This window comes from Chryseosolibacter histidinae (assembly GCF_018598225.1).
Lineage (GTDB): Bacteria > Bacteroidota > Bacteroidia > Cytophagales > Cyclobacteriaceae > Chryseosolibacter > Chryseosolibacter histidini.
This window is the reverse complement of sequence record NZ_JAHESF010000025.1, coordinates 1-24,343: the sequence shown is the minus strand read 5'-3', so window position 1 is coordinate 24,343 and position 24,343 is coordinate 1. Positions and strand designations below refer to the sequence as shown.

The following is a 24,343-nucleotide window of genomic DNA, read 5'->3' as shown; positions in this document are numbered from 1 at the left end:
TCGGTTTTCCTGAAATATTAAATTAACGTTTTACAATTCTTGTCACGGTGCTGGCCGTTCCATCGGTGGTCAAAAGATAGTACAATCCGTCGGCACCAGCACTGAGATCTATCTCGAATAACTTCGGATGTTTCTCCGTCACCGGCACGTTCACAGGGCGACCGGCACTGTTATAAACAACGAACGAATACTGCTTATCTCTTTTGAGCTCAAGGATCACCACGATCAGCTTGCCCCTGGTGGGATTCGGTGCTACTACCAGTGTCACACCCTCTCTCCTGAAGCCTACCGCATCGGCAAGGATGGTCTGCTCCACAGTCGAAGCCGGTAGATAGTTCGCGTCACCAGGCTGGCTTGCTTCAACAACTACTGCACCTTCACCTGTGAAAGAAAGTGCATTGCCCGCCAGCGCTCCCGGTCCTGAGATGATATCGAAGGCCACAGGTAATCCAGACGAAGCTGTTGCTGATAACGTTACTACATCCTGCACATTGGCGGGAATAAGAGGCGTAAAGTCGATGGTCTGCGAAGCTTTGTTAACGACGAAGGTCTGTTCTGTAGAAACCGCCTCGTAGTTCTCATTGCCCGACTGAGTGGCCCTGACAGTGATGGTTCCTGCACCGGTAATGATCAACATAGTAGTGTCGACGGTTGCGGGTCCTGAAATCACTTCGAAGGTTGCAGGCAAACCTGAATCGGCCGCAGCATGTAGTTCAAACGGGGCATCACCATAAGTTTTGGTTTCTATCGCATCGAAGGTGATGGATTGTGTGGCTTTGTTCACCGTAAATGTTCTTTCGGCAGTCGCGGGAAAATAATTCTCATTACCTGGCTGACTGACACGAATGGTGACTGTACCGGCACCTGTGATGGTTACAAATGTGGAGTCAAGTGTTGCCGGCCCTGAGACGATCTCGACGTTCAGCGGGAGTCCGGAGTCGGCGCTGGCGATCAGCTCGAACGGTTCATCGCCATAGGTCTTATCTTCAATATCGCTGATAGTAATGTTCTGATACTTGCGCTGAAACAGCTCCCACTCTGCAAACTGGGTGTTGTTATTGTTGCCATTCTGGAGAATGTTCAGGCGATAGAAGATAAATGACTGTGTGTTGCTGGTCTCGAATGTACGGGTAAGGCGCCGCGTGGGAAAATCTTCTCCTGTTCGGGTGTCTAACACCGTCCACGTTGTACCGTTGTTAGAGCCGGCGAGGTTCCAGTCCTTAGGGTCGCGTTCCTCCACATCGTTGGCAGAGGTGATGGTATACCGTGTTACGATGGCGGGAACGGCAGAGCGGTATTGTACCCAGAGCGCCTTCTTGCCATTCTGATAATATTTTGTATTGATGTTGTTATCGATGATGTTGGGGAAGTTCTCTTCAGGCCTGTTGCTCACGAATTGTGACGTGAGCACGCCGCCGTTGTCAGTGATATCGAAGGCGTCAGTATTTCCATTGCCGGGTGGGTTGTATACCTGAGGCTCGGCTGCGATCTGGCTGATGCGTGTCCGCAACTTTTGGCGCAGTGTGTTTTGAAGCTGATCTGTGGTGGCAATATTTTGTACGGCTTGTGTTCCGAGTCTTTCTTCCAGTTGCTGAAGATACAGACTTCGCGGCAGCACGTGTGTTCCCCAGCTTTCCCAGTAACCGGTGTTGGTCTGCTTTACACCGATGCAACCGATGCCCCAGTTGCGTGCGGTGGGTGGACTCTCCACTTCGATATCACTTTTGAAAGAATAACAGTTCCATAATAATATTTGCGCACCGGCCCATCCATGCCCACTGCCCGAGGCGCCACGGTTCTGCACCCTGATCTGTCCGCCGTAAATATTGTCGAACAATTGCCCAGTAGACCAGCGGTGGTGCGGGCCGATGTCGGCAAAGGTATTCTCGGCTACACAATCCAGGAACACGTTCGGGCCGGGCACCCGCGAGCCGCTCACAAAGTCATGACGACCGCCCCAGGTCATGCAGCGCTGAAAGAGGTTATTGGTAGCGTTGCCTTCGATGTTGAAAGAATATTTTCGACCGCCCGTGGTCACGGATTTGGGATCGATCATCGCACAGTCCTGAACCGTGATGAAACGCGACATATTCGAAACGCTCACCGCGGCATATCCGAAATACTTGGCCACCACATCTCTTACCCAACAGTTCTCAGCACGATTCAGCACCACGGCATTCCACCCATGGCTTTCATCGTCGTTGCCCGCAAAAAAAGACTCGATCCGCATGTTCTCCACACCTGACTCTTTGATGCGGCCAACAATATTGGATTTGTGGATCTCGCCTCCGCCATAGAACTGCTCGAGCGGATCAACGACCGGGATATCGATGGTAACAGTGTTTCCCGATACGGATACGATCTTTCTTTCGTACGTATTCCGGTAACCGGACGCGGTCCATCCATACTGCCGCATATCGAGGGTATCGATCCACGCTTCGGTGGGCATCTTCTGGATCACCACATTGTCACCAGGCTGAAAGGTGTGGCCGGCAGCAACGTCAAAAGTTGTTGCTCCTGTTGCCACATAGGGGGTTGTGATCTTCACACGGCTCCCGCTCACTTCTCCATAGCCGCTGCCAGATCCCTGCACCACGATAAAATTGTGCTGGACTTTCTGGGTGGCGATGAGTACCGTGCCTGTAACGCCATTGCCCTCTCCTCTCAAAACCACACCACCTGCCCTGATAATCAGCGAGCCTTCAACGGGATAGATACCGGCCCGAAGCACCACAGCACCACGGTAGCCATTCGCATCGGCTGGCAGTGCTGAAACACGGTCGATGGCAGCCTGGATGTGCGCACGGCAATCGCCCTGCACGGGCTGAATGGTTTCCTGCACCGGGAGCACCGGTAACTGCACACCACCACCTTTATAACCTGCGTTGGAAAAATCAGGGATGCGGTTCACGGCATTTTGCTGGCCGCGGTTAGCATAGTAATTGTAAACGAGCCGCCCGTTTTGCAGGGAGATAAGCGGGGCCTGCGCGCTGGCGGTGCCGACCACCAGGAGCAGCAAGAGGAGTTGTGCGGAAAACGTTTTCATCTTTTTTTGGTTTAGGTCTTATGATGAATATTCAGAACGATCTCAGTCCTGCAACGTTCTTACGGAACGAGCGTGATCTCCAGCAGCTTCATGATCTCCTCTCCTTCAATTTCTGTTGCCGCGATCTCCAGCGTATATGTTCCCGGCTGCAGTGCCAGTGGTCCGAGCGCTTTGAACGCAGGGCCATTTTGTTTGTCAGCAATGACCACCTGATCGAAGAGCACTTTGCCGTTGAGCCTGACTTGCACTCTTCCACCGCCCGTTGCTACCGCGATGTACTTCAACCCGGCGTTAAAAGACATCGGCTGCTCAACCCGGAACTTCCAGCTCAGCGATTGATCTTTTTTGTTCCATCCCTCCACGTAGTAGCGGTCGGCCTTACCATCGCCATAGCGAAATCCTTTTCCTTGTTGAGCAGCGTCAAATGCTAAAAGACGCTGGGTAAGTTTTCCTCCCGTCAGTAACCTTACGGGATCGGTTTCAACGTTTCCATCGGTTTCTAGAACAATTACCGTATTCGCTTCGTCAGGTGCTTTTTCCGGCACAGTGATGCTCAGGTCGAGCGTGTTCGGCTTACTCCACTTCAGCGCTCTCTTCGAGGGGTCGCTCAGCAGGTAAGCTTTTTTGATCTTGCTTTTCAATCCACCAACAACAAGCTGCTGATTGGCCGGCCATTGATATACATGCAGGTAGAGCTTGTTCTTTCCAAGTGTTGATGCTCCCCAGCTCTGCAGCGGCAATGGAGTCACCGATGTGCCATAGATACTTTCTTCATTTACCTTCACCCATTTACCAATGGCATTCAGGATGTCCAGGTCTTTCGGGTCGATGCGTCCGTCGCCCATGGGACCAATGTTCATCAGCAGGTTGCCACCACGGGAGGCAGCGCTGGCCATCAGCTGAATGAAGTGAGCCGGTGTTTTATGACTCTGATCGTATTTGTGATAGCCGTACGATTCATTCGTGGTAGGTATCGCTTCCCAATCGCCTTCCACGGGATAGAACTCTGCGGGGCGGTCGGCGGTGTTCTTGTAGTCGCCGAACGAAATGTCGCTGCTGCGTGCAAGGCGGCCGTTGACAACAACTTTATTATCCACTTCACGAATTGCTTTCAGGATGCGGATGTTCTCCGACAGCGGAAGCTTGGACGGTGTATCGAACCAGAGAATATCGGGCTTGTATTTCTGCAGGAGCTCTTTGATCTGCGGGATCGCTTTTTCGTCTACGTACTTCACGGCTTTGGGCAACAGCTCCGGGTGCCAGTCGAACCAGTTGCGTCCGCCATCGGGACCACCGAAAAGATTTTTATCGCCGCCCGGGTTGTTATATTCCCAGTCATTGCCCGGTGCATCGGGATGTTCCCAATCGAAGGCATGCGAGTAATAGAAACCGAATTTTACGCCATGCTTGCGGCAGGCTGCGGCCAGCTCGGCCATCGGGTCACGGCCGAAGGGTGTCTGCCTCATGATATTAAAATCAGAGACCTTCGAATCGAACATGGCGAAGCCGTCGTGATGTTTGGAGGTGATGATGAAGTACCGCATGCCCGCGTTCTTCGCTGCGAGGATCCATTCATCCGCATTGAACTTAACAGGATTGAACTGGCTGGCGAGGGCGAGGTAATCGGCACGCGAGATCTTTTCTTTCCGCATGAGGTGCTCGGCATAACCGCTCACCTTGTTACCTTTCCATTCACCGCCCGGCAGGGAGTATATGCCCCAGTGGACGAACATACCGAACTTCGCATCGCGCCACCAGGCGATCCGCTGCTCATGGTTCTTCATGGACTCTTTCCACCAGCCATTCACAGCTTCGTTGATCGCTGCCTGGTCTCGCGCTTTTGCTTTGTTGGCCATTTCGGCTTCATCGCCGGATTGGGCGGAGAGGATCAACGGCAGGGCCATCAGTCCTAAGAAGGTAGTCCACTTTATGTTCTTCATTGTATCATTTTTTATTGAACCAGATCACCGGGTTGCGGATGGGCAGGTTTCGGATCACCTCATCCACCTTCGGATCGTGGTCAAGTTTTTTCCATGTTTCCATCCAGGCCTTCTCGTGGTAAGCCTGCGCACCGAACAGCAGGAACGGGTGCGCCACAGGCCAGTTGTCCCAATACATCACATCTTTGGCAAAGGTCCAGCGGCTCTTGTCCTGCACATACGGGAACAGAAACCTGATACCTTTTTCGATGCTCCTTCCATCCTGGGTCTTGTAACGCCACAGGTCTTCCTTGCCATCAGAAAGAATGTGGCATACCATGGTCATGGCGTCCAGGTTGAAGAGCGAGTAGCCATAAGGTTTGGTCCGCTTCAGCTCGCGGGGAAAACTTCCGTCTTCCGCCATTTGATTGGGCAGCAGTACAGTCTTGTACCGCTCACGGCAGAAGTTGATCAGGTCGCGGTTGCCGGTGAACTTTGCAAACGACGCCACCTGCATCACCCAGCACGTACCGTGGTTGTTCTCGGCATTCATCTCATCTTTGCCATACTGATGCGTGGTAAGCCACGTGAGGTAGTCCGCGAACCATTTCCTGATAGCCACATACAAAGCCTTATCAGCTGCAGATGAATTTTCCATCGCCAATAGTCCCTGCACTACTTCCATCAGGTGAATGGTATCGATAATGCCGATGCCACGACCGGTAACTTTTCCTTTGATGGCCTGTGCATACAGCAGCGATGGGTTCATCAGCGTTGTGGTGTCTACAAACCAGGCCTTAGCGTGTTTAAGTGCGTGAGCAACATATTTGTCGTCGCCGGTGATCACGTATGCAGAAGCGAGCGCGCCTACAATACGACTCAGGCGGATCATGGCATGGCGGTGGGCCACAAAATTATCGGGATTGGTCTGCCCATCGCGTTGAATATACGGGCCATCGGGTTGCGCCGGATCGGGCCACCAGTAATCGGCTTCCGAAAAGAAGTCATGTTTGCCTCCCGCGCTCCTGGGACTCACCGCAGCAGTGACCGTCACCGGTTGTTCTTTCAGCGCCCACGCTGCCTGCGAAAGCACCTGGTCTTTCAGCACGGCAATGGTTTCTTTCCTGAGGTCATGCTGCGCCTGGCACAGGGTTGCCTGTGTGGCGATGAGAATTGAAAGTACGATCGCGAACCTCATGCTGGATCTATTTAGGAGTTGACGCTGCTGACATAAATCTCCAGGTGACCTTTCCTACGTTGTCAGGTTTTCCTTTCTCGGGTTTCGAGAGGGTTCCCTTCCACTGGCCATTCTTCTGTTGCTCAACCTTGATCTCGCGCCAGGCGAATGCTCCTTTTTCATAATCGAACGTTACACCGTCGTCATCATACAGCTTGTACGTTGCAGGTTTTGCTCCATAGTGCCGGATCTCCAGGTTGAATTTTTCATTCTTGCCGGGAGCTCGAAGGCCAGGCTCCGCCATGGGAATGATGCCTCCGTCTTTCACATACACCGGAATTTTATCGAGACCGGGAGTTACCGTGATCACAGTACCATCTCCGGCATATTCACCGGTGTAGAAGTCGTACCATTTTCCTTTGGGCAGGATCACCGTGCGCGAGGTTTGTCCCGTGAACATCGGCGCCACCAGCAGAAAATCACCCGCCATGTACTGGTCTTTGATCTCTTTCAGCACCGCTTCGGCATAAGGGTTATCGTTGAGGCTCGCGGTCTTCATTTCCATGATGGCGGAAGCAGAAAAACCTTCTTCGAGGTTCATGGCCCTGAACGGCGGAATACCGTCGAAGTGATAGCGGGCAAACGATGTATAAAAATAAGGAAGCAATTGCATGCGCAGCAGGGCGATCTCTTTCACCTGCTTTTCAACTTCGGGGAATGACCAGGGTTTTGTACCACTGGCCCAGGCGTTGAGCATAGCCATGGGTGAGAAACAAACTGACTGCCAGCGACGCAGCCACTCTTCGGCGGTCTTAGACGATCTCACTTCTGGAGTCCAGAGCGTACCGGTGAAACCGCTGTTGCAAAGTGCCGTGATAAAATCTTCGTGGCTGTAATAGTCGTTGTAAATAACATAAGGTAAAGACGCAGCGCCTCCGTTCGAAGCACGGGTGAGACCGTACGTTCTTACATTGTTATCTCTGTAGATCTGCGTGGTGATCTTCTGCCACAGCATACCATAAGTCTGCCGTACCTGCTCCGCGCTGAGGCCTGAGGGGAAGGTAGCCACATCGGGCCAGAGGTAATGATCGTAGCCATCGGTCTCATCTACTTTATAACCACTCACACCGATGTTCACATGCTCCTGTTTGAAAAAGTCAACCATCGGTTTTACTGTCTGCGGCATGGTGATGTCGGGAACGGCGCCACCCCATACGGTATGCGAGCCCGTGAGGGGAAGCAACTCTTTGTATAAGGGCGATTCTTTTGAGACGTAGGGATTGGTCCAGAGATTGACCTGTACGTTGATCTCCTTCAGCTGCTGAACGAATTTTGCCGGATCGGGGAACCGCGTTCTATCCCAGGCAAAGGTGCAGGGATAACTTTTGCTCTGCCATCCTGGTTCGAGGCCGATGACATCCAGCGGAAAGCCGTGCGCTGAAAACTCTTTGGCTTCGGTCAGGGTCTGCGCTGCATCAAACATCTTGGGCACGCGGTGGCTGAAACCGAGTCCCCAACGCGGCGGAAGGCATCCTCCCCCGTTGTATAAATTGTAACGACGTACTGCATCGAGCGCTGTGGGGCCGGCGAACACAAATACCTCCACACCTTCTGCAGGCACCAGGATCTCAACGGCATCAGAATAAGGTCTTGCTGTCCAGCTCTTGTCTGTATTCCGGTCGCGTGGCTCCGGGGCATTGGGACTGTCTCTCCTCACGCCACTTCCCGCCCACACTTTGATGTAACGTGCCGAGTTGACGAATACACCATAGCCGCGACTGGAAACATAAAACGGTACGGGCGCGTGTGTGCGTCCATCGTCTTTGCCACCATAGTGGTCCACGTGCAGCTGCATGATACGGCCGCGCTGGTGTACGGTCTTGAAGTTCAAGCCAAATCCGAAGAGCTGCTCTTCGCGCTCCAGCGGAAGACGCAGGTACGTTTGCCTGTCCTGGATCGTACCCACTGCCAGGTCTTTTGAAAACGGGAAGTCACTTTTTGTGATGGCAGAGATCGCCTGGATGTTGGGTTGTACGGCGGCGGCCTTGAACAGGTCGAATGCCTCGGGTTTACCGATCACTGCCTTCCAGACTCCCGGCGCCACTTCCGTCCACGTCAATTGCTGCGCACAGGCGAGGCCGGTTGCTATCAAAAAAAATACTGTTGTGATAAATGTCCTTACGTTGTTCATATCTTAAAATTTACGTCCCGATAGTTATCGGGATCGGATCTACGATTGAAAGACGGTTCCTAAATCGTAAATTATAAATCGTACATCTGAAATTAACTATCATCGCAGGCGAAAAAGATTGAGTAACCCTTGACCCCAATCTTTTTTAACGGACTGCGCCAACAAATCCGCTTTTCGCCGGCAATGTTAAGTTGATCTTTTTCCCTTCGGTTTTTATTGTTCTTGTTTCGAATGTTCCTGTCTCTTTACCATCGGTAATAATGCTGATGTCCTGGTCCTTTTTCAGGAATGGCAGGGCAAATGAAAGCTCGCGGGAGGTATTTTGTCCGTTGATGCCCCCGACGTACCACACGTTTCCTTTTCTCCGGGCCACTACCACGTACGCGCCGGGTGTTCCCGCCAGGTAAGTGGTCTCGTCCCATGCTGTGGGCACTTCGCGCAGAAAATTCTTCGGTGCCTCGGGCAATGCCTGGTATGACTTCATGTTGTCAGCAAAATGGAATGCGCCGGATTCAAACACTACGGAGAGTGCAAGCTCGTGCGCAAAGGTTGTCTGGCGGATCGCTTCACGTTTGTTGGTGAAGGTCACGGGAGTGTAGTCCATCGGGCCCACCACGTTCCTGGTGAAAGGAAGAATGGTGTTGTGAACAGGAGCCTTATCGCAGAACTCCTGGCGGCCTGCTCCTTCCGCACCTTTTACCGATTCCATAGACACGAGGTTCGGATAAGTGCGCTCCCATCCGCGGGGTAATGTGGAGCCATGGAAATTCACCATGATCTTGTTCGCGGTAGCGTCTCTCAAAATGTCATAATAACGTTTGATCACGGGCTGCTTGTCGCCATCGAAGAAATCGACCTTCACACCTTTCACACCCCAGGCGTGAAGTTTCTCAAACTCTTTTTTCCTTGAATCCGGAAAGGCCATCAGGTTGGCGTAGCTCAGGGTATCTTTCTCCCGCCCCATGCCGGAGTGATACCACAGCACGATGCCTACGTTTTTCGAGTCGGCATATTTCACCAGGTCTTCCATGGTTCCGTTCTTCATCTGCGGCCAGCCTGCATCGATCAGCACATATTCCCATTTCATGTCGGCCGTAAAATCGATGTATTGTTTCTGTACTTCGAAGTCGCGTGTAGTGCCACCCTGCGACCACCAGCTCCAGCTCGACCTGCCGGGTTTGATCCACGAAACATCGTTGATAACGGAAGGCGGATTGAGATTAGCAATAAGGTTCGATGCCTGGATGGTGGCCAGTGAAGGGCCGATCACTGCCGCACGCCAGGGTGTTGTCCAGGGCAATGTGGATACAGGCTCGGGATCTGCGTCACTTGTTACTTCTTCTTTTTCAGCGAAGCGGATGGTGTACACGCCTTTGCCTTCTTTGTCTTCAAGGTGTGTTCCACAATAGGTCTCGTCCAGCGCTGCTTCGCTGATCAGTACCCAGAGGTTGTTGGTATTGAACAACGCAGGGAAAGCCCAGCCTGCAGGATTCGGTGAAGGTGAACCAATCGCAATGCCGTTCTCGTAAAATGCTTCGTAGCAGGGCTTCTTCCTCGAGTTGAGGTCGTAAGGCTGGATCCATGCTTTGGCGTTTTTCGCGATGGCAAAACCGGACTCTTCTTTTATGATCTTATGGGGATTGTTGTCTTTTTTCGGAAAATGATAACGATAAGCCATGCCATCGTTATACGCCCTGAAGATCACCTGCACCTGGTCTTTGTTCGCATTTTCAAAAGTGAGTATGAGCTCGTTGGCATTGTTCCTGGCCTGCAACTGCTTGCCTACACTCAACATATACTTTTCGTCGATGACCGATGTGCGCTTCGATACAAATTTCAGCTTTTCACTGAATTGCTGGTCATCACGCACGATGCCCAGTGGTGACGACTCAATGGCTGCTTTTTTGGAATAGGTTGCGTCATAGGTAAGCCTGCCCGCCTGTGAAACGATCTTTACTTCCAGTTTTTTATCAGGAGAAGAAAGGGTCCATGCGTCTTGTGCCGAGGCAGTAAGGCTGAAATGAACTAAGGCAAGGATCAGAAAAGTAGGCAGTAAGCGATTGGCAGTAGGCAAAATTAGCGCTAACAAATTCTTTGCCGTGCTGTCGTTTATGGAATTGTTATTGTTGTGCACTGTTTTATGGGTTTAAGGGAACGATTGTGTAGGTCTTGCCTTTTTCTGTTTCGAAGTCGATCACATATCCTGCATTGGCTTCGATGGCAGTCAGCTTCGCCTGCGTGTTATTTTTATAGACGGGCACTAATGGCGCAGGTGTCAGCGCATTGGTGCTGGTTCCGGACGCATTCCTGAAAGAAGCTTCCACTACCTTCACGGGAATGGCGGTGCGCAGGCGGCAATTGCCACCCAGGGTAGACTTCAGGCTTACCTGTTTCAGCTTTCCATTCTCCCATGCGATGTCTGCTTCGAAACCACCGCGTGCTCTGATACCTTTTACGGTACCTTTTTGCCATACGGAGGGTAATGCGGGCAGCACATCAATTTCACCGGCATGACTCTGCAGCAACATTTCTGTGATGCCGGCAGTAGCGCCGAAGTTGCCATCGATCTGGAATGGAGGATGTGCATCGAAGAGGTTGGGATAAGTACCGCCACCTGACATTTCCGCTTTCTTCTTTGTGGGATCAATGTAAGTAAGGCCGTCTTTCAGGATCTTGTAGGCATGATCGCCCTCGCGCAACCTGGCCCACCAGTTGATCTTCCAGGCCATGGACCACCCGGTGCTCACATCGCCGCGATGGATCAAAGATTGTTTTGCCGCGGCCGCCAGCTCGGGCGTTGTACCGGGCGTGATCTGGCTTCCGGGATGAAGCCCGAAGAGGTGAGATAAGTGACGGTGCTTGTCGTTAGGATCATCCCAATCCCTGAACCACTCCTGCAGCTGTCCGTATTGACCGATGTGATAAGGATAAAGTTTTTTCTCCGCAGCTTCCAGTTTCGCCTGGAAGTCCTTTTCAATACCCAGTGTCTTGGCTGCGCGAATGCAGGCTGTGAAGAGCTCCTTGGTGATGGACATATCCATGGTAGTGGCCATGCTCACCTGAAATTCCTTGCCTTCGATCTTCATGGTATTTTCGGGTGAAGTGGAAGGATTGGTCACCAGGTATCCGTTAGCATCTTCCACCAGCCATGCCAGCATGAATTGTGCTGAACCTTTCATCAGCGGCCACGCTTTTTCGCGCAAAAATCTCTCGTCGCCTGTGAACAGGTAATGTTCCCACAGGTGTGTGCTGAACCATGCGCCGCTCATGGGCCAGCAAGACCAGCGCGTCTGGCTGCGTGGATCCCACTCGTAACCTCCCGGCGGTGAGGTCTTGGCCCACACATCGGAATTATGATGCGCGCACCATCCTTCGTTGATGCCGTAGTTGATCTTTGCCGTCTGTGCTCCGTTGCGGGCAAGGCTTGAGATGAAGCTCAACAGCGGCTCGTGGCACTCGGAAAGATTGGTGCTCTCCGCGAGCCAGTAGTTCATTTCGGTATTGATGTTAGTGGTGTAGTTACTTCCCCACGGCGGCTGTACATGATCATTCCAGATACCCTGGAGGTTGGCGGGCAGTGAACCTGGCCGCGAGCTGGCAATGAGCAGGTACCGTCCGAACTGGTAATACAATACCTGGAGCTGTGGATCGGGCTTGCCCTGGTTCAGCCGCAGCATACGTTTATCGATAGGCAGCTTGGCGGCATCCTTATCGGCGCCGAGGTCAAGCGTTACACGATTGAAAAGTGATTGATAGTCGTTACGGTGCGCCGCTGCCAATGTCTCAAAAGATTTTTTTACAGCGGCATCGAGATTGGCCATGGCTTCCACAGAAGGATCTTTGCCTTCGAGTCCCGGCGATTTATCGAAACCGTTAAAACTGGTTGCTTCCGTCAGGTAAAGTGTTACCGCATCGGCATCCGTAACTGACAGTACCGTGTCCTGTTTTGTAACGGTGCCACCTTCTGCTTTGATCCTGACATGCACTTCGAAGTTCATGCCTTCACCTTTCCAGTCGTCATACACCACCTGGAGTGGTTCTGACTCGCGGTTGGCCACGTGCATCGGCGCTTTGCCACGCAGCACGAGGTGATCATCTGCCTTTGCGGTGGTCTTGTATCGCAGCTTGCTCTTCAGCGCGGCTTTGAAGCTCACTTTTTTCTTCTTATCGGCAGATAATTTCACCACCAGCACCTTATCGGGATGGCTGATGAACATTTCACGTTTATACTTTGTGTTGCCATAAGTGTAGGTCACCGATGCCATGGCCGTGGCGAGATCGAGGCTTCGTACATAATTCGTAGCCAGGGTATCGGCAAAACCGAAATCGAGAAAAAGATCGGCCATGTGAAGGTACCTCGCTGAATAAGGCCCCTGCATTTTTTTCCAGTAGACCGCGGCGAGGGCGTAGTCACCGTCGTTCACAGCTTTTCTCACCAGCGGGAGATACCTGGGGCCGTTGGGATTATTGCCCGGATCAGGATAGCCCGACCAAAGTGTGTTATCGTTGAGCTGAAGTCTTTCCTTACCAGCACCGCCGAAGACCATCGCTCCTGTTTTGCCATTCCCCAGCGGAAGCGCTTCTTCCCAGGCGGACGCGGGTTTGTTATACCACAACACCAGCGCCGGATCGTTCTTCAACGGCTGTCCGTCGACCGGGATTACCTGGATTATCAGGATGAACAGGATTATAGAATTTTTGAGATTCACAGGATTATAATGTTTCACGGTGCCACTACTCTTTTTTCTTCTACCACTTCTGCTGCGCGGGTCTTCAGGGTATCCCAGATGGTGCCCGAGCGTTGTTCGGCAGTGATGACGTTATCGACAGCCTTTTTGCCGAGGCGTTCTTCCAGTTGTTTCAGGTACAGGCTGCGGGGAGTCACGTGTTCACCCCATTTTTCCCAGTAGCCGTCGCCGTTCTGCTTTTTGCCGATACAGCCGATGCCCCAGTTCATGGTGCCGGTGGGGCTTTCTACCTTGATCTCTTTTGTCTCGGAGTAACAATTCCAGAAAAGGGTTTGTACACCCGCCCATCCGTGACCTGAACCCATGGCCTTGCGGTTCTGAACGCGGATCTCTCCGCCGTAGATATTATCGAACAAAAGACCTGTAGACCAGCGGTGGTGCGGCCCGATGTCGGCGAAAGTATTTTTAGCAACACAATCCAGGAACACGTTTGGCCCCGGAACACGCGACCCGGTAACATAGTCATGGCGGCCGCCCCACGAAACACAACGCTGGAACAGGTTGGCGGTGCTTCCGTGCTCGATATTGAAGGAATATTTACGACCACCGGTTGTCACTGACTTCGGGTCGATCATCGCGCAGTCTTCAACGGTATTGAAAGCCGATGTCTCCGAAATGCTCACGCAGGCATATCCGAAGTATTTGGCCGTGACGTTCTTTACCCAGCAGTTCTCGGCGCGTTTCAGCACCACGGCATTCCATCCATGGTTCTCGTCCTCATCGGTTTCAAAAACCGACTCGATGCGAAGGTTCTCCACGCCACATTCTTTGATCCTGCCTTTGATATCTGATTTGAATACAACGGCCTGGCCATACCGTTGCTCGATGGGGTCAACAACGGGAATATCGATGGTGATGATGTTCCCTTTCACAGCGGTGACGGTCCTTTCATAGAACATTTTATATTCATCAGCTTTCCAGCCATACTGTGCTGTGCCGATGTCGCTGATCCACGTGTCGTTTGGCGACTCCTGGATCACGATGGCGTCGCCTGCTTTGAGGCCGTGGTCTGGCTCCATCTCGAACTCTTTTGCGCCCGTGGCAACATACGAATTAACGATCTTCTTCGAAGGAGAAGCGTTTCCATATCCGTTACCTTCTCCCTCGATGGTGAGGAAGTCGCTTTTCGTTTTTTGCAACGCGAGCAGCACGGTTCCGTCAGGGCCGACTCCTTCACCGCGCAGCACGATACCACCAGCTTTGATGGTGAGCAGTCCGTCAACGGGATAAACACCTTTTTTCAGCAGGATGGCACCCCGGATGCCTTTTTTATCGAGTGGTTTGGCCGAAAGCTCATCGATGGCTTTCTGGATCATCTCACGGCAATCGCCTTTGCGGGGACTCAGGGTGATCACGTTTGCTACCACGGGAAGCTTCACTCCTCCCCTGGCATAACCACAGGATGAAAAATCAGGAATGACATTCACCGCATTCTGCTGACCCGTGTTGGCGTAGGCGGTGTAGACGAGCTTGTTCTTCTCCAGCTTTACCAGTGTCTGGGCCACCGAAAAAGTGCAGATCAGCAGGCAACATCCCAACATTATATATTTCTTCTGCATCGTGATATCAATTAGTGGTTTTAAAAGAGGCTTGTGCCTTGTCGAAAAAGTTTATCGGATAATCATAACAGAGGCTGCCACAGTTGTAGCAGCCTCTGAAGAGAGGAGACAGATCGTTGATTATTTCAGGACCGTTCCATCGTGATAGGCAATGGGATCGTCATATCTGAGCACCGAGACGTTGCTGCCGGTATTGCTGGCAAATGCAAACCTCCATGTATCCACATACATATCATCTTTGCTGCCTGCGCCGCCATTGGAAGCTGTGCGCCATGTCTGAAGCATGCCTGTGTTGATCAGCTCGGTACCCGCCACATGAACAAACATCCTGTAGCTTGCATCAATGCTCAGCGCTACCGTTTTCAACTGATTCTGATTGAAAGCCAGGGCGGTATTATTGACGTAGGTACTAACAAACGTAACCGAGCCGGTGGCAATGTTCCTTACCCTGATCCTTAAGACGCCGTTGTACTGGGTTCCACCCGGCAGGCCTGTATCTGTAGGCAGGCCACCGCTTCTTCCCCGGGGGTACCATTCGAACTGTACGGCATCGACGTATTCGTTGTCTTGCTTGTCAGGGTCACGGGCCAGCACCCATTCATAATACATGGTGTTTTGTGTGGTTACAACATTCGGCGCGGAGCCGGTGTTGATCACACCTGTCGGAAAGTTGGAAGTCCAGGCAATGGTCGCTTTTGTGCTGAAGGGCACTTTCAATTCCTGGTCGGCAAAAGCACGTTGGATCCATGCTCTGGTAGTGCTGGAGCCATTGGGCCTTGTTTCAAGGTATCCGTTCTTCGCGGTCGCGTCTATTACCTGGGTAACAGTGCTGGTACCAGAACCTACTGCAAAAGAAAGCGGCAATTTTTCGAAGTGATCGAAATAATAGATCGGGAGCACATTCATTTGGCGGGATCTTGTTTTTTTAACGCCATCCACATCAACGGTACAGGTAACAGTATATACACCAGGTTCCCGGGGAGCCTGCCATGTATTTTCGTCCAGTGATTGCGGCTGTGTGAACGCGCCGCCCTGGCAGGTCCAGGTATAACGCGCTGCCGGAAGGTCATTGGTCTTCACGGCCATCCACACTTTTACTTTTTCACGCAGGTAAAATTCGTTACCCCAGGCGCTTACTGAATCGATCTCAACGGTCGGATCTTCATCACCGCATCCCGCTGCCGCGGCCGTGAGGCATATTATCGCTATGTATTTCTTCCAGAGTTTCATAAAATGCTTTTTTAATTGTCGTTGAGGTCAACCAGGGTCGGGTATTCAAGATACGCGTCCAGGGCATGCACATACGAGCCGTTATTCGCCTTCATATTCGAGCTCCGCGCCCTGAGGTTGGTCAGGTAGTGCGAAGGAAAGTTGTTAAAGGTAATGGCCGGTGAACGATCGTTCTTGCCCAGGTATAAATTCACTTTCGCCAGGTCACCCGAAGCATACGAGTCATACCAGGTTTGTACCGGAGGCAGGTTGTTCCAGCTATAAGCGCCTTTCACAATATGGTAGAGCAACATTTCGCGAACCTGTTCCTGGGGATATTGTTTCAATGACACAGCCGGAGCTAAAAGCGAATCTCCTGTGGATGGATCACCTTTGACCCAGTTGGGATTTACCAGCCTGTGGTTAACAAAGTAGATCTGGATGGCGTTATCCGTGAGGGCCATGTAGGTGCTGTTGGGCTTATCATATTCACCTGAAAGTCCCGCATAGTCGATGCCTTCCAGCATCAGGCTGAATGCATCCGTACGGGAATTCAAAAACTCCCATACGCTTTTGTGAAGCTCATTGCTGATCAGTCCCGCCTTGTCATCGTAGTCATATTTTTCCTGCAGGTCGAGGCCCGCCAGCTCGCAACCTGTGATCGCGAACGCTGCAAAGGCCACGGCAATAAGGGTATATATATTTCTCTTTTTCATGTTAAGCAATTTTAAACACACACATTATTCTGTATAAGGAGGGTTTTGTGTACCTCTCAGGGCCGGATTGGACTCAAACTCCTTGTAGTAGATCGGGAATTTGACACGACCTGGGTCTCCAAAACCGGTAACCTCCACTTTGTAGTCGATCTGGCGCTGGCGCATCACAGGGTCCATTACGCGAATGACGTTATCGGTACGCATCAGGTCAAACCAACGCTTGCCTTCGCACATGAACTCGAGCTGGCGCTCTTTCAGGATCGCATCTTCCACAGCAACCACATCGCCTAAGGCAACTTCGGTTTTTGAGTCAGCTGTATATCCTACACGGCTCCTGATGCTGTTCACGATCGTGAGCGCACCATCGGCATTACCAGTTCTGTTCAATGCTTCCGCTCTCAGCAGCATCACATCGGCAAAACGATAGATGGGCAATTGCACGGTTGAGGTAGTGGTCGACAATACCTGCCATTTTTCACGGTCAGGCTGAGCGGTTGAAGGCTGGCTGAACTTGACACACTTGGTTGTACCATCGCGGCCATAGTCATTTGTGCTCAGCACTCTGTACACCGGCGGGTTTGCCAGGATCCTGGCGCCTGCAGCATACGCGATCTTGGCGGTGTCGATCACGCCCCAGAAACGACCATCCCTTCCTTTTTTGGATTGATGGCGTGCAATGAACTCATTAAAAATAACACGTGAGACCTGGTAGGTGTTGTTTGTATTGGAAGCCCCCACACGTTGTGCCCATTGGTTAACACCATCGGCACCGGTAGGGTCCTGGTTCCACGCCATGGTGAAGATCGATTCAGAACTGCTGGCCGGGTCGGTGAACTGGTTCTTCCATACCACGTAGCCGGGAGCCGTTGCCGTTGCCACCAGGAATTTAATGCTGGCATGGTTGATAAAATATTGCGATGCAGTAAGCGCCTCATTGTACTCCTTAAACCACATGTGAACATCTGTTTTCAACGCCCACGCTGCCGCGCGATTGAAATAGAACTTGCGGCTCACATCTGAGTTCAGCAGCTCGATCGATTTATCGATGTCGCTCAGGATCTGCGCTTTTAGCTCAGCTTCCGGTGTTCTGGGCAGGTTGGCTTTTTCAGCGGTCTCTCCATCCCAGGGTTCCAATGTCATCGGCACCGCACCCCATACACGCAACGCATAGAAGTAACACAGTGCGCGGAGTCCATGAAGCTGACCGAGGTAGTCATTGTAATCAGCGGGCGTCACGCTGGGGATCGTGGGGAACTTCATGATGCCCACGTTGCAGCGATCGATAACGCGGTAGAGATATTCCCAGGTCCACTGGCCTTGTGCAGCGTCGATGGCATTCATGTACACGCGGGTGTCGCCATAACCTGTGTTGCCGTAATTGTCAGAACGGAGATCACCCCATTCAAGTGCAGCCGCATTGTTTCCGATCAGCGCATTCTGAAGCTCATCATAGGTACCGTGAACCCACACCCGCATATCACTCTTCGCTTTGAAGAAGGTGCCGGTGGTCAGGTCTGACAGCGGTTCCCTGTTCAAAAAATTCTCACATCCCGAAACTATTATTACCATGACAGCCAGCAGGGATGCATAACCGTATCTTAAATGATTTTTCATATTCAATGTCATTTCAATCAAAGACCAAGATTAACTCCAAAACCGAACTCACGCTTGCGCGGATAAGTAGCCGCATCACGGCCAGGGCCGAGAACACCGCCGCCGATCTCAGGATCATAACCGGTGTAGTTTGTCCAGGTGAGCAGGTTGGTTCCATACACATACAACTGAACATTCTTCATGTAGAGCTTTTGTGCCAGGGCATTGTCAAGCTGGTAGCTTACGCGAACGTTGCGCAGGCGGATGAAAGAGCCATCTTCGAGGAAGAAGCTGCTCAGCTCGCGATAGTTATAGTTACGGTTGTTGCTGATCCAGTACCAGTCTGTGATCTGGCCGGGCCATTTCCATCCGGTGCGCACATAGTCAGGGTACTGGTTGTGCAGGTTACCACCCCACGACGCATAACCGTGTTTGAATTTATTGTAGATCATGTTGCCCCACCTTGCATAGAAGTTGAAGGTCAGCATCCAGTTCTTATAAGTGATGTTGTTGGTCCAGCCAAGATCCCACTTCGGTTGTCCGTTGCCCAGCAGCTTGCGGTCTGCTTCGTCGATCTTGTTATCGTACACGCCATTGGCATCCGGCAGGTTGGCCCAGATCACATCACCACCGCGGGCAGGTGCGCCGTTAACATCGAGCTGTGTTACCGTGCCTGTATACTGCTCGCCATTGGGAAGCAGGTAATACTCTACGGTAGGCTCGCCGTTGTCATTGATGATCACGTTTCCGTCACCATCGCGCGATACCACGGGTGTTAAGCGTGTGGAATGATCATCTGTGTAAGCATTGCTGGCATCAAACTGATAAATGCCTAACTGCTGATATCCATAGAAGTTTCCGGCAGGCTGACCTGACGCCACCAGCCATGTGCTGTTATAAACGTAATCGGGCCTGTCGAGGGAAATGATCCTGTTCTTGTTCTTGAAGAAGTTGAAGATGGTCTGCCAGGAGAAATTGGTTGTCTTGGGGATCGGGTAAGCAGCCACATACAACTCCACACCTTTGTTCTCTATGTGTGCTGAGTTGGTCCACATGGTAGAATAACCGGTATTGGTGGGCAGGTTGATCTGTTGCAGGAGGTCTTTGGTGGATTTGATATAATAATCCGCGGTAACATTCACGCGACCGCTGAGCAGCTCCAGGTCCAAACCGAAGTTGGTGCTTTTACTTTGCTCCCACCGCAGGTTGGGGTTCCCGATATTGGTAGTAGCAGATGCACCGGCGATACCGTTGTATGCGTGGCCGGCTTCATATACAGACATATAATCATTCGCGCCGAGCGGACCATCATTTCCATTGCTTCCGTAACCAACCCTGAATTTACCGTCGTTCAGGATCGAGCTGGTCCACTGCATGAAGCTCTCATCCGAGAAACGCCACGCCAGTGATGCCGAAGGGAACCTCGCCCACTTGTTATTGGGGCCGAACTTCGAAGAGGCGTCCATCCTGTAAATTCCGTTCAGGATGTACTTACCTTTAAACGAGTATGTAGCGCGACCGAACATACTCACCATTCCCCAGTGGGCAGCATCTGTGTAAGTATCATCTGTGCTTGCGTTGATCGACAGCAGATCCATGGTGCTCGGACCACTTTCGGTCAGGAAGTTGATACCTGCATATCTTAAATATTCCACTTTATCTGCCTGGATACTGGTACCGAGCATACCCGTAACGCTGTGGTCGCCACTAAAGGTATGGTTGGCCGTAAGGTAAGCATCGGCGAGGGTGGTCAATTTCCAATCGGTCTGGTCCTGTCCGGTGCTTTGCCGCAGATCTTCGTTTCCGTTGGAGTCAAGCTCCTTGCTTTTGAATTCATTGAAACGCCTGAGGGAGACGATCGCCGTGGCGCTGGCCCTGGCCTGCAGCCAGTCCGTGATCTTCAGCTCGAGGTAGTTACTGATATTCCCATCGTAGATATTGGTCTCTCTTCTTCTGCCGTAGATCTCCTGCACCGGGTTGCGCTGGCCACCCATGGCGTACACAGGGGCCAAGCTTCCGTCAGGGTACCAGATAATGTAGTTCGTAATACGTTTCAAAGACCATCCGAGGGCATCGCCTTCGCTGATGTTGTTGGTCTTGCGATAACCGAAGCTCAGGCGCGAACCGAACCTGAGCCTGTTAGAAGCTTCATAGTCGATGTTGGTACGCAGAGTTGCTTTTTTCTGGTAGCTGGTGATGATGATACCCTGTTCATCGATGTAGTTCAGACCAGTGAAGTAGCTGAGCTTCTTGGAGCCACCGCTGATGCTGAGACCGAGGTCAGAACGTTTGGCAGTCTGGGTGAGAATATCCTGGTAATCGTTGCTGGTGCTGTTCACCAATCCTAACGAGTCATTACCAACATTATATTTTTCGATGATCCGTCCGCGGGTGGAGGCCTCATTCAAAACACGTTCGAACGCATTTACCTGGGGCACTTTATTGGCCATGTTGCTGTAGCTCTGCAGCCAGCGAACGTCCAGCCTTGGTTTGCCTTCTTCACCGGTTTTGGTTGTTACGATGATCACACCATTGGCAGACCGGGCACCGTAGATCGCTGCGGATGCACCGTCTTTCAACACTTCAATGGATTTGATATCGTTAGGGTTGATGCCATCGATGCTGCTGACGATCATACCATCCACAATAAAGAGCGGCGATACCGCATTGTCGGAAAATGTGGAGGCACCACGGATCATGACACTGTTACTGGAACCTGGTGCGCCGGAGTTACTGCTGATCTGCAGACCTGCCACCGTACCCTGCAAAGCGTCCATCACGTTGATGGCCTGGCGCTGCTGAATGGTTTCGGCGCTCACGTGCCCGATAGCACCGCTGACGTCGCGTTTCTTCTGCACACCATAACCTACCACCACAACTTCTTCCAGTGTTTTAAGGTCGGGCTTCATCTGCACATCGATGGTAGAGCGGTTGCCCACCTCTTCCCGTTTGGTATCAAAACCGATGAACGAAAAGATCAGCACAGACCCGGCATTAGGCACGGAGATGGAATACTTTCCTTCCGCATCCGTGGCCGTTCCAAGGCTCGTACCTTCAACAATAATGTTTACACCGGGAATCACTTCTCCCGTGTCATCCGACACCTTGCCGGTGATAACCTGCTGCGACCACGCAACCGGTCCGGCAAACATGAAGAGCAGCATCAGCGCCGCCTTCATCATTTTAGATCCAAGTAAAGCTTCCTTCATAGGCAATTAAGGGTTTAAAATATCGACGATAAAATGAAGATCAGGGTCAATACCAGGAGCGCCACTACAATGGCCTCTTTTAACCTTGGGGTAATTCCCGTTTTACCTGATTTTTTCATTTTAAGACTACTAAATCGTTTGCAATCCTTACCTAAATGTGGCAATCGGCGGGTGTTTCGAGGGGGTAAAAACAATTCAATTAAGTGGTTGGAATCGTTCAGGGCCGTTTTTGGGGTCGTGAAGGCCGTTTTTTCCGCAAACGTTTTAGTTTGTCCACCATCTTTTGAGCTGCCAGCCGCGAGCTTTGAGCTGCGAGAGAACCCAGCTCGAAACTCGCAACTAAAAGCTGGTAGCTATTTACCTTTCAAGCGGAGATCCAGCTGGGCTTCAAAAAGTGAAACGGGCTCAACGGTAACGCCGCGCAGCTGATCATAACCTTCGTTCTGGAACGTGATCTTCGTGTCTGACTGGAAGCCCACAAAAACAGGATGTGCAATGGTGAAATTCCTTCTTTTTTCAAGGTCCCAGAAATTGTAATGATAGTCGCGCGCAGAACGGTGTCTGAAATTCCACATCACCAGGTGCCTGCCGTGATGCGGAAGCCCGGGAAGCGGGCCGCCGAGGTTGGAGAACACACCTCCCAATACATTATCAAAGAGTGTCGCGATCGGCTGGCCGGAGTGGCTGTCGATATTCTGATCGGAGCCCATCTCACATTGTGTGATCACCGTATTGGAAGCTGCGTAACCCGTGCCCGGACCATGGTGATGACTTCCGTTGAACTTACAGTTTTTCACCAGCACGCCATAACCCGTACGGGCATGAACGGAAGAGTGTCCTTTCTTTCCTTCAAAAGTGCAGTTGATCACCGTGGTCATGTAAGCAGCGCGCATAAAGACGCACTCATTAATATCCCTGAACGTGCAGTTCCGCACCCAGCTGTTCTCCACATACTCCATGGCAAGCACATTCCATCCGCCATCGTGGATGCCATCTTTATGGTGCACAAATTCTTCGGGATACGTTTTCCAGTTACTGGTGAAGAGCAGGTCTTCAACACCACATTCCGAAAGGCTCACATAGTTTTCGAGCACGAAAGGTTTGCCTTCGATGATCTTCAGGTCGAAGTGAATGGGATTTTTGAACCGGATGCGATTGCCTTCGATCTTCTCTATTGTATGAATAGAGTGAATGTTCATACCGCCGTCCGGTCCCACCAACCGTGTCCAGTCTGAATCGAGCCCCAGCGGAGCAAAATAATCACGGGTAAAGGTTTCGCTTCTGTGCTTGATCACCACATTCATGCCGATGGAGAGCGCTGAAGCTTTATCCACTTCAACCCAGAAGCTTTCGCGCGGCGCCGCTTTAATAATGGCGGCCAGCTTCGCTCCTGCTTCCGAAGAAGGCCTGAACTGAAACTGCCTTGTGGCGATGCGTTTTTTATCCTGAAAGATCTCTGTACCTCCAGCCCCGGCGCCACTGCCTTTGAGCACGATGTTGCTTTTCGAGATGCGGATGTATTTTCCTTTATCTTCATCGGCGCTGATCAGGAATTTACCGGGAGGAAAGAACACAATACCGCCGCCGGGTTCTTTCTCTGCTGCCGCGATGGTTGCCTGTATACCCTGATCGTCATACTGCGCGTCATCAGGCAATGCACCGTAGTCGGTAACCTTGAAGATCTTTTTTCCGCTCAGATCGGGAAGTGACCGTTCGGAGAAGTGATATCCGGCATAAGAGAAGTCAGGGAGTACGGGTGTCTCGCCCGATTGCCTTGCCTGCACAAAATTCTGCCACAAAGGTGCTACGGTCTGCGCGTTCACGATACATGTTGCAGCCAGGAAAAGCAGGGTGAGAATTGTTTTCATAAGAAGTAAGGGTTGATGTTGGTGAAGAACACCAACATTGGCGGGGTGATGTAAGGGGTGATGTTGGTGAAGAACACCAACATCGGCGCAGGGAACACCAACATCGGCGCCAACACCGGCACTGATTTTTTTCATAGGTCTGTTGTTTAATGCAGATACAAGCTAGCGTTTCCGTTGTACAACGGGGGATAGGATTCATTCAAAGATGGGGGAAGGATCGTTCGAAGCGGTTGCCAGTTACCGGTTGCCGGATGGCCAGTTGCGCGGCACAGTTGCACAGGTCTTCGCTAACGCTATGAGATCTGTCATTCGGAACTCAAATGTAATAGTCTATACGTCACTAAACCGGCAACAGGCAACTGGCAACCGGCAACAAATTCTTAACTTACTTCCAAAACTCCTTCATGTTCCGTTCACACTACGCTTCTGCTCTCCTCACCGCGGTGATGCTCTGTTTCGCCTTCAGCACGGTTCCTTTCAATGATGGCCTGAAGCAGATCCTTGACAAGCTGAGCGCCTATGTGCATTACAGGCCACAGGAGAAATTGTACCTGCACCTCGACAAACCTTTTTATGCTGCGGGTGAAGATCTCTGGTTCAAGGCGTATTTGGTGAACGCTACTTTTCACACGGCTGATTCAGCGAGCCGCGTGATCTATGCGGAATTGCTCAATGCACAGGGCAAGCTCATTCAACGCGATGTCCTTTATGTTTCTGGTGGACTGGCGCACGGCGATTTCAGCCTTCCCGACTCGCTCTCCGAAGGCAGGTATGTGGTTCGGGCTTACACCAATTACATGAAGAACCTGGGCGAAGACTTTTTCTTCGTGAAGGAGATCGATATTCTCAATGGAAGCACGCCTGATGAACCTTTACGGGATGTTGCTCCATCGGTGGCGCTACAGTTCTTTCCGGAGGGTGGTAACTTCTTACCTGGCGTGGAAAACCGCGTCGCGTTCAAGGCGCTCAATGAACGGGGCAAAGGTATTGCTGTTGAAGGGGAGGTGCTCGATGAGAACAATACCGTGGTGGCTTCTTTTAAAAGCGAGCATGACGGCATGGGACTGGTGAGGATCACACCGCTTAACGCACAGAAACAATATAAGGC

At 51.7% G+C, this 24,343-nt stretch carries 13 protein-coding genes; 1 reads left to right on the top strand and 12 read right to left on the bottom strand.

Annotation, left to right across the window (positions count from 1 at the left end):
- Positions 1-22: 22 nt before the first annotated feature.
- The 12 genes from KK083_RS21070 to KK083_RS21015 all read right to left on the bottom strand — a co-directional run bounded on the left by KK083_RS21070 (position 23) and on the right by KK083_RS21015 (position 23,370).
- Entirely contained in the window at positions 23-3,046 is a 3,024-nt protein-coding gene (locus KK083_RS21070; protein ID WP_254167322.1) for a T9SS type A sorting domain-containing protein, read from the bottom strand.
- A gap of 59 nt (positions 3,047-3,105) precedes the next feature.
- Positions 3,106-4,986: an alpha-L-fucosidase gene (locus KK083_RS21065; RefSeq protein WP_254167320.1), complete on the bottom strand. Its 1,881-nt coding sequence runs from the start codon at positions 4,984-4,986 to the stop codon at positions 3,106-3,108.
- 4 nt (positions 4,987-4,990) lie between these two features.
- The gene (locus KK083_RS21060) at positions 4,991-6,163 is read right to left on the bottom strand and encodes an alginate lyase family protein (RefSeq protein ID WP_254167318.1); all 1,173 of its coding nucleotides are present in this window, start codon (positions 6,161-6,163) and stop codon (positions 4,991-4,993) included.
- A 7-nt stretch (positions 6,164-6,170) separates the two neighbouring features.
- Complete coding sequence (locus KK083_RS21055; RefSeq protein WP_254167315.1) at positions 6,171-8,333, bottom strand: glycoside hydrolase family 31 protein; 2,163 nt, start codon at positions 8,331-8,333, stop codon at positions 6,171-6,173.
- Between the two features lie 145 nt (positions 8,334-8,478).
- Positions 8,479-10,467, bottom strand: a complete 1,989-nt coding sequence (locus KK083_RS21050) for a glycoside hydrolase family 97 protein (protein ID WP_254167313.1) — start codon at positions 10,465-10,467, stop codon at positions 8,479-8,481.
- A 4-nt stretch (positions 10,468-10,471) separates the two neighbouring features.
- Complete coding sequence (locus tag KK083_RS21045; protein ID WP_254167311.1) at positions 10,472-13,042, bottom strand: glycoside hydrolase family 95 protein; 2,571 nt, start codon at positions 13,040-13,042, stop codon at positions 10,472-10,474.
- 14 nt (positions 13,043-13,056) lie between these two features.
- On the bottom strand, positions 13,057-14,640 hold the full coding sequence (locus KK083_RS21040) for a hypothetical protein (protein WP_254167309.1): 1,584 nt from the start codon (positions 14,638-14,640) through the stop codon (positions 13,057-13,059).
- Between the two features lie 120 nt (positions 14,641-14,760).
- Positions 14,761-15,870 carry a hypothetical protein gene (locus KK083_RS21035; protein WP_254167307.1) on the bottom strand — a complete coding sequence of 370 codons (1,110 nt, stop codon included), beginning with the start codon at positions 15,868-15,870 and terminating at the stop codon, positions 14,761-14,763.
- A gap of 11 nt (positions 15,871-15,881) precedes the next feature.
- A complete protein-coding gene (locus KK083_RS21030; RefSeq protein WP_254167305.1) occupies positions 15,882-16,565 on the bottom strand; it encodes a fasciclin domain-containing protein in 684 nt (227 codons plus the stop codon).
- 24 nt (positions 16,566-16,589) lie between these two features.
- Positions 16,590-18,179 carry a RagB/SusD family nutrient uptake outer membrane protein gene (locus KK083_RS21025; RefSeq protein ID WP_254167303.1) on the bottom strand — a complete coding sequence of 530 codons (1,590 nt, stop codon included), beginning with the start codon at positions 18,177-18,179 and terminating at the stop codon, positions 16,590-16,592.
- A 17-nt stretch (positions 18,180-18,196) separates the two neighbouring features.
- Positions 18,197-21,367 (bottom strand): SusC/RagA family TonB-linked outer membrane protein, encoded by a 3,171-nt coding sequence (locus KK083_RS21020; RefSeq protein ID WP_254167301.1) that lies wholly within the window; start codon positions 21,365-21,367, stop codon positions 18,197-18,199.
- Between the two features lie 353 nt (positions 21,368-21,720).
- On the bottom strand, positions 21,721-23,370 hold the full coding sequence (locus KK083_RS21015; RefSeq protein WP_254167299.1) for a DUF4955 domain-containing protein: 1,650 nt from the start codon (positions 23,368-23,370) through the stop codon (positions 21,721-21,723).
- Positions 23,371-23,639: 269 nt separating this feature from the next.
- Here KK083_RS21015 and KK083_RS21010 point away from each other — a divergent pair.
- The coding region (locus KK083_RS21010) for an MG2 domain-containing protein (protein WP_369074974.1) at positions 23,640-24,343 on the top strand (704 nt) is incomplete at its 3' end.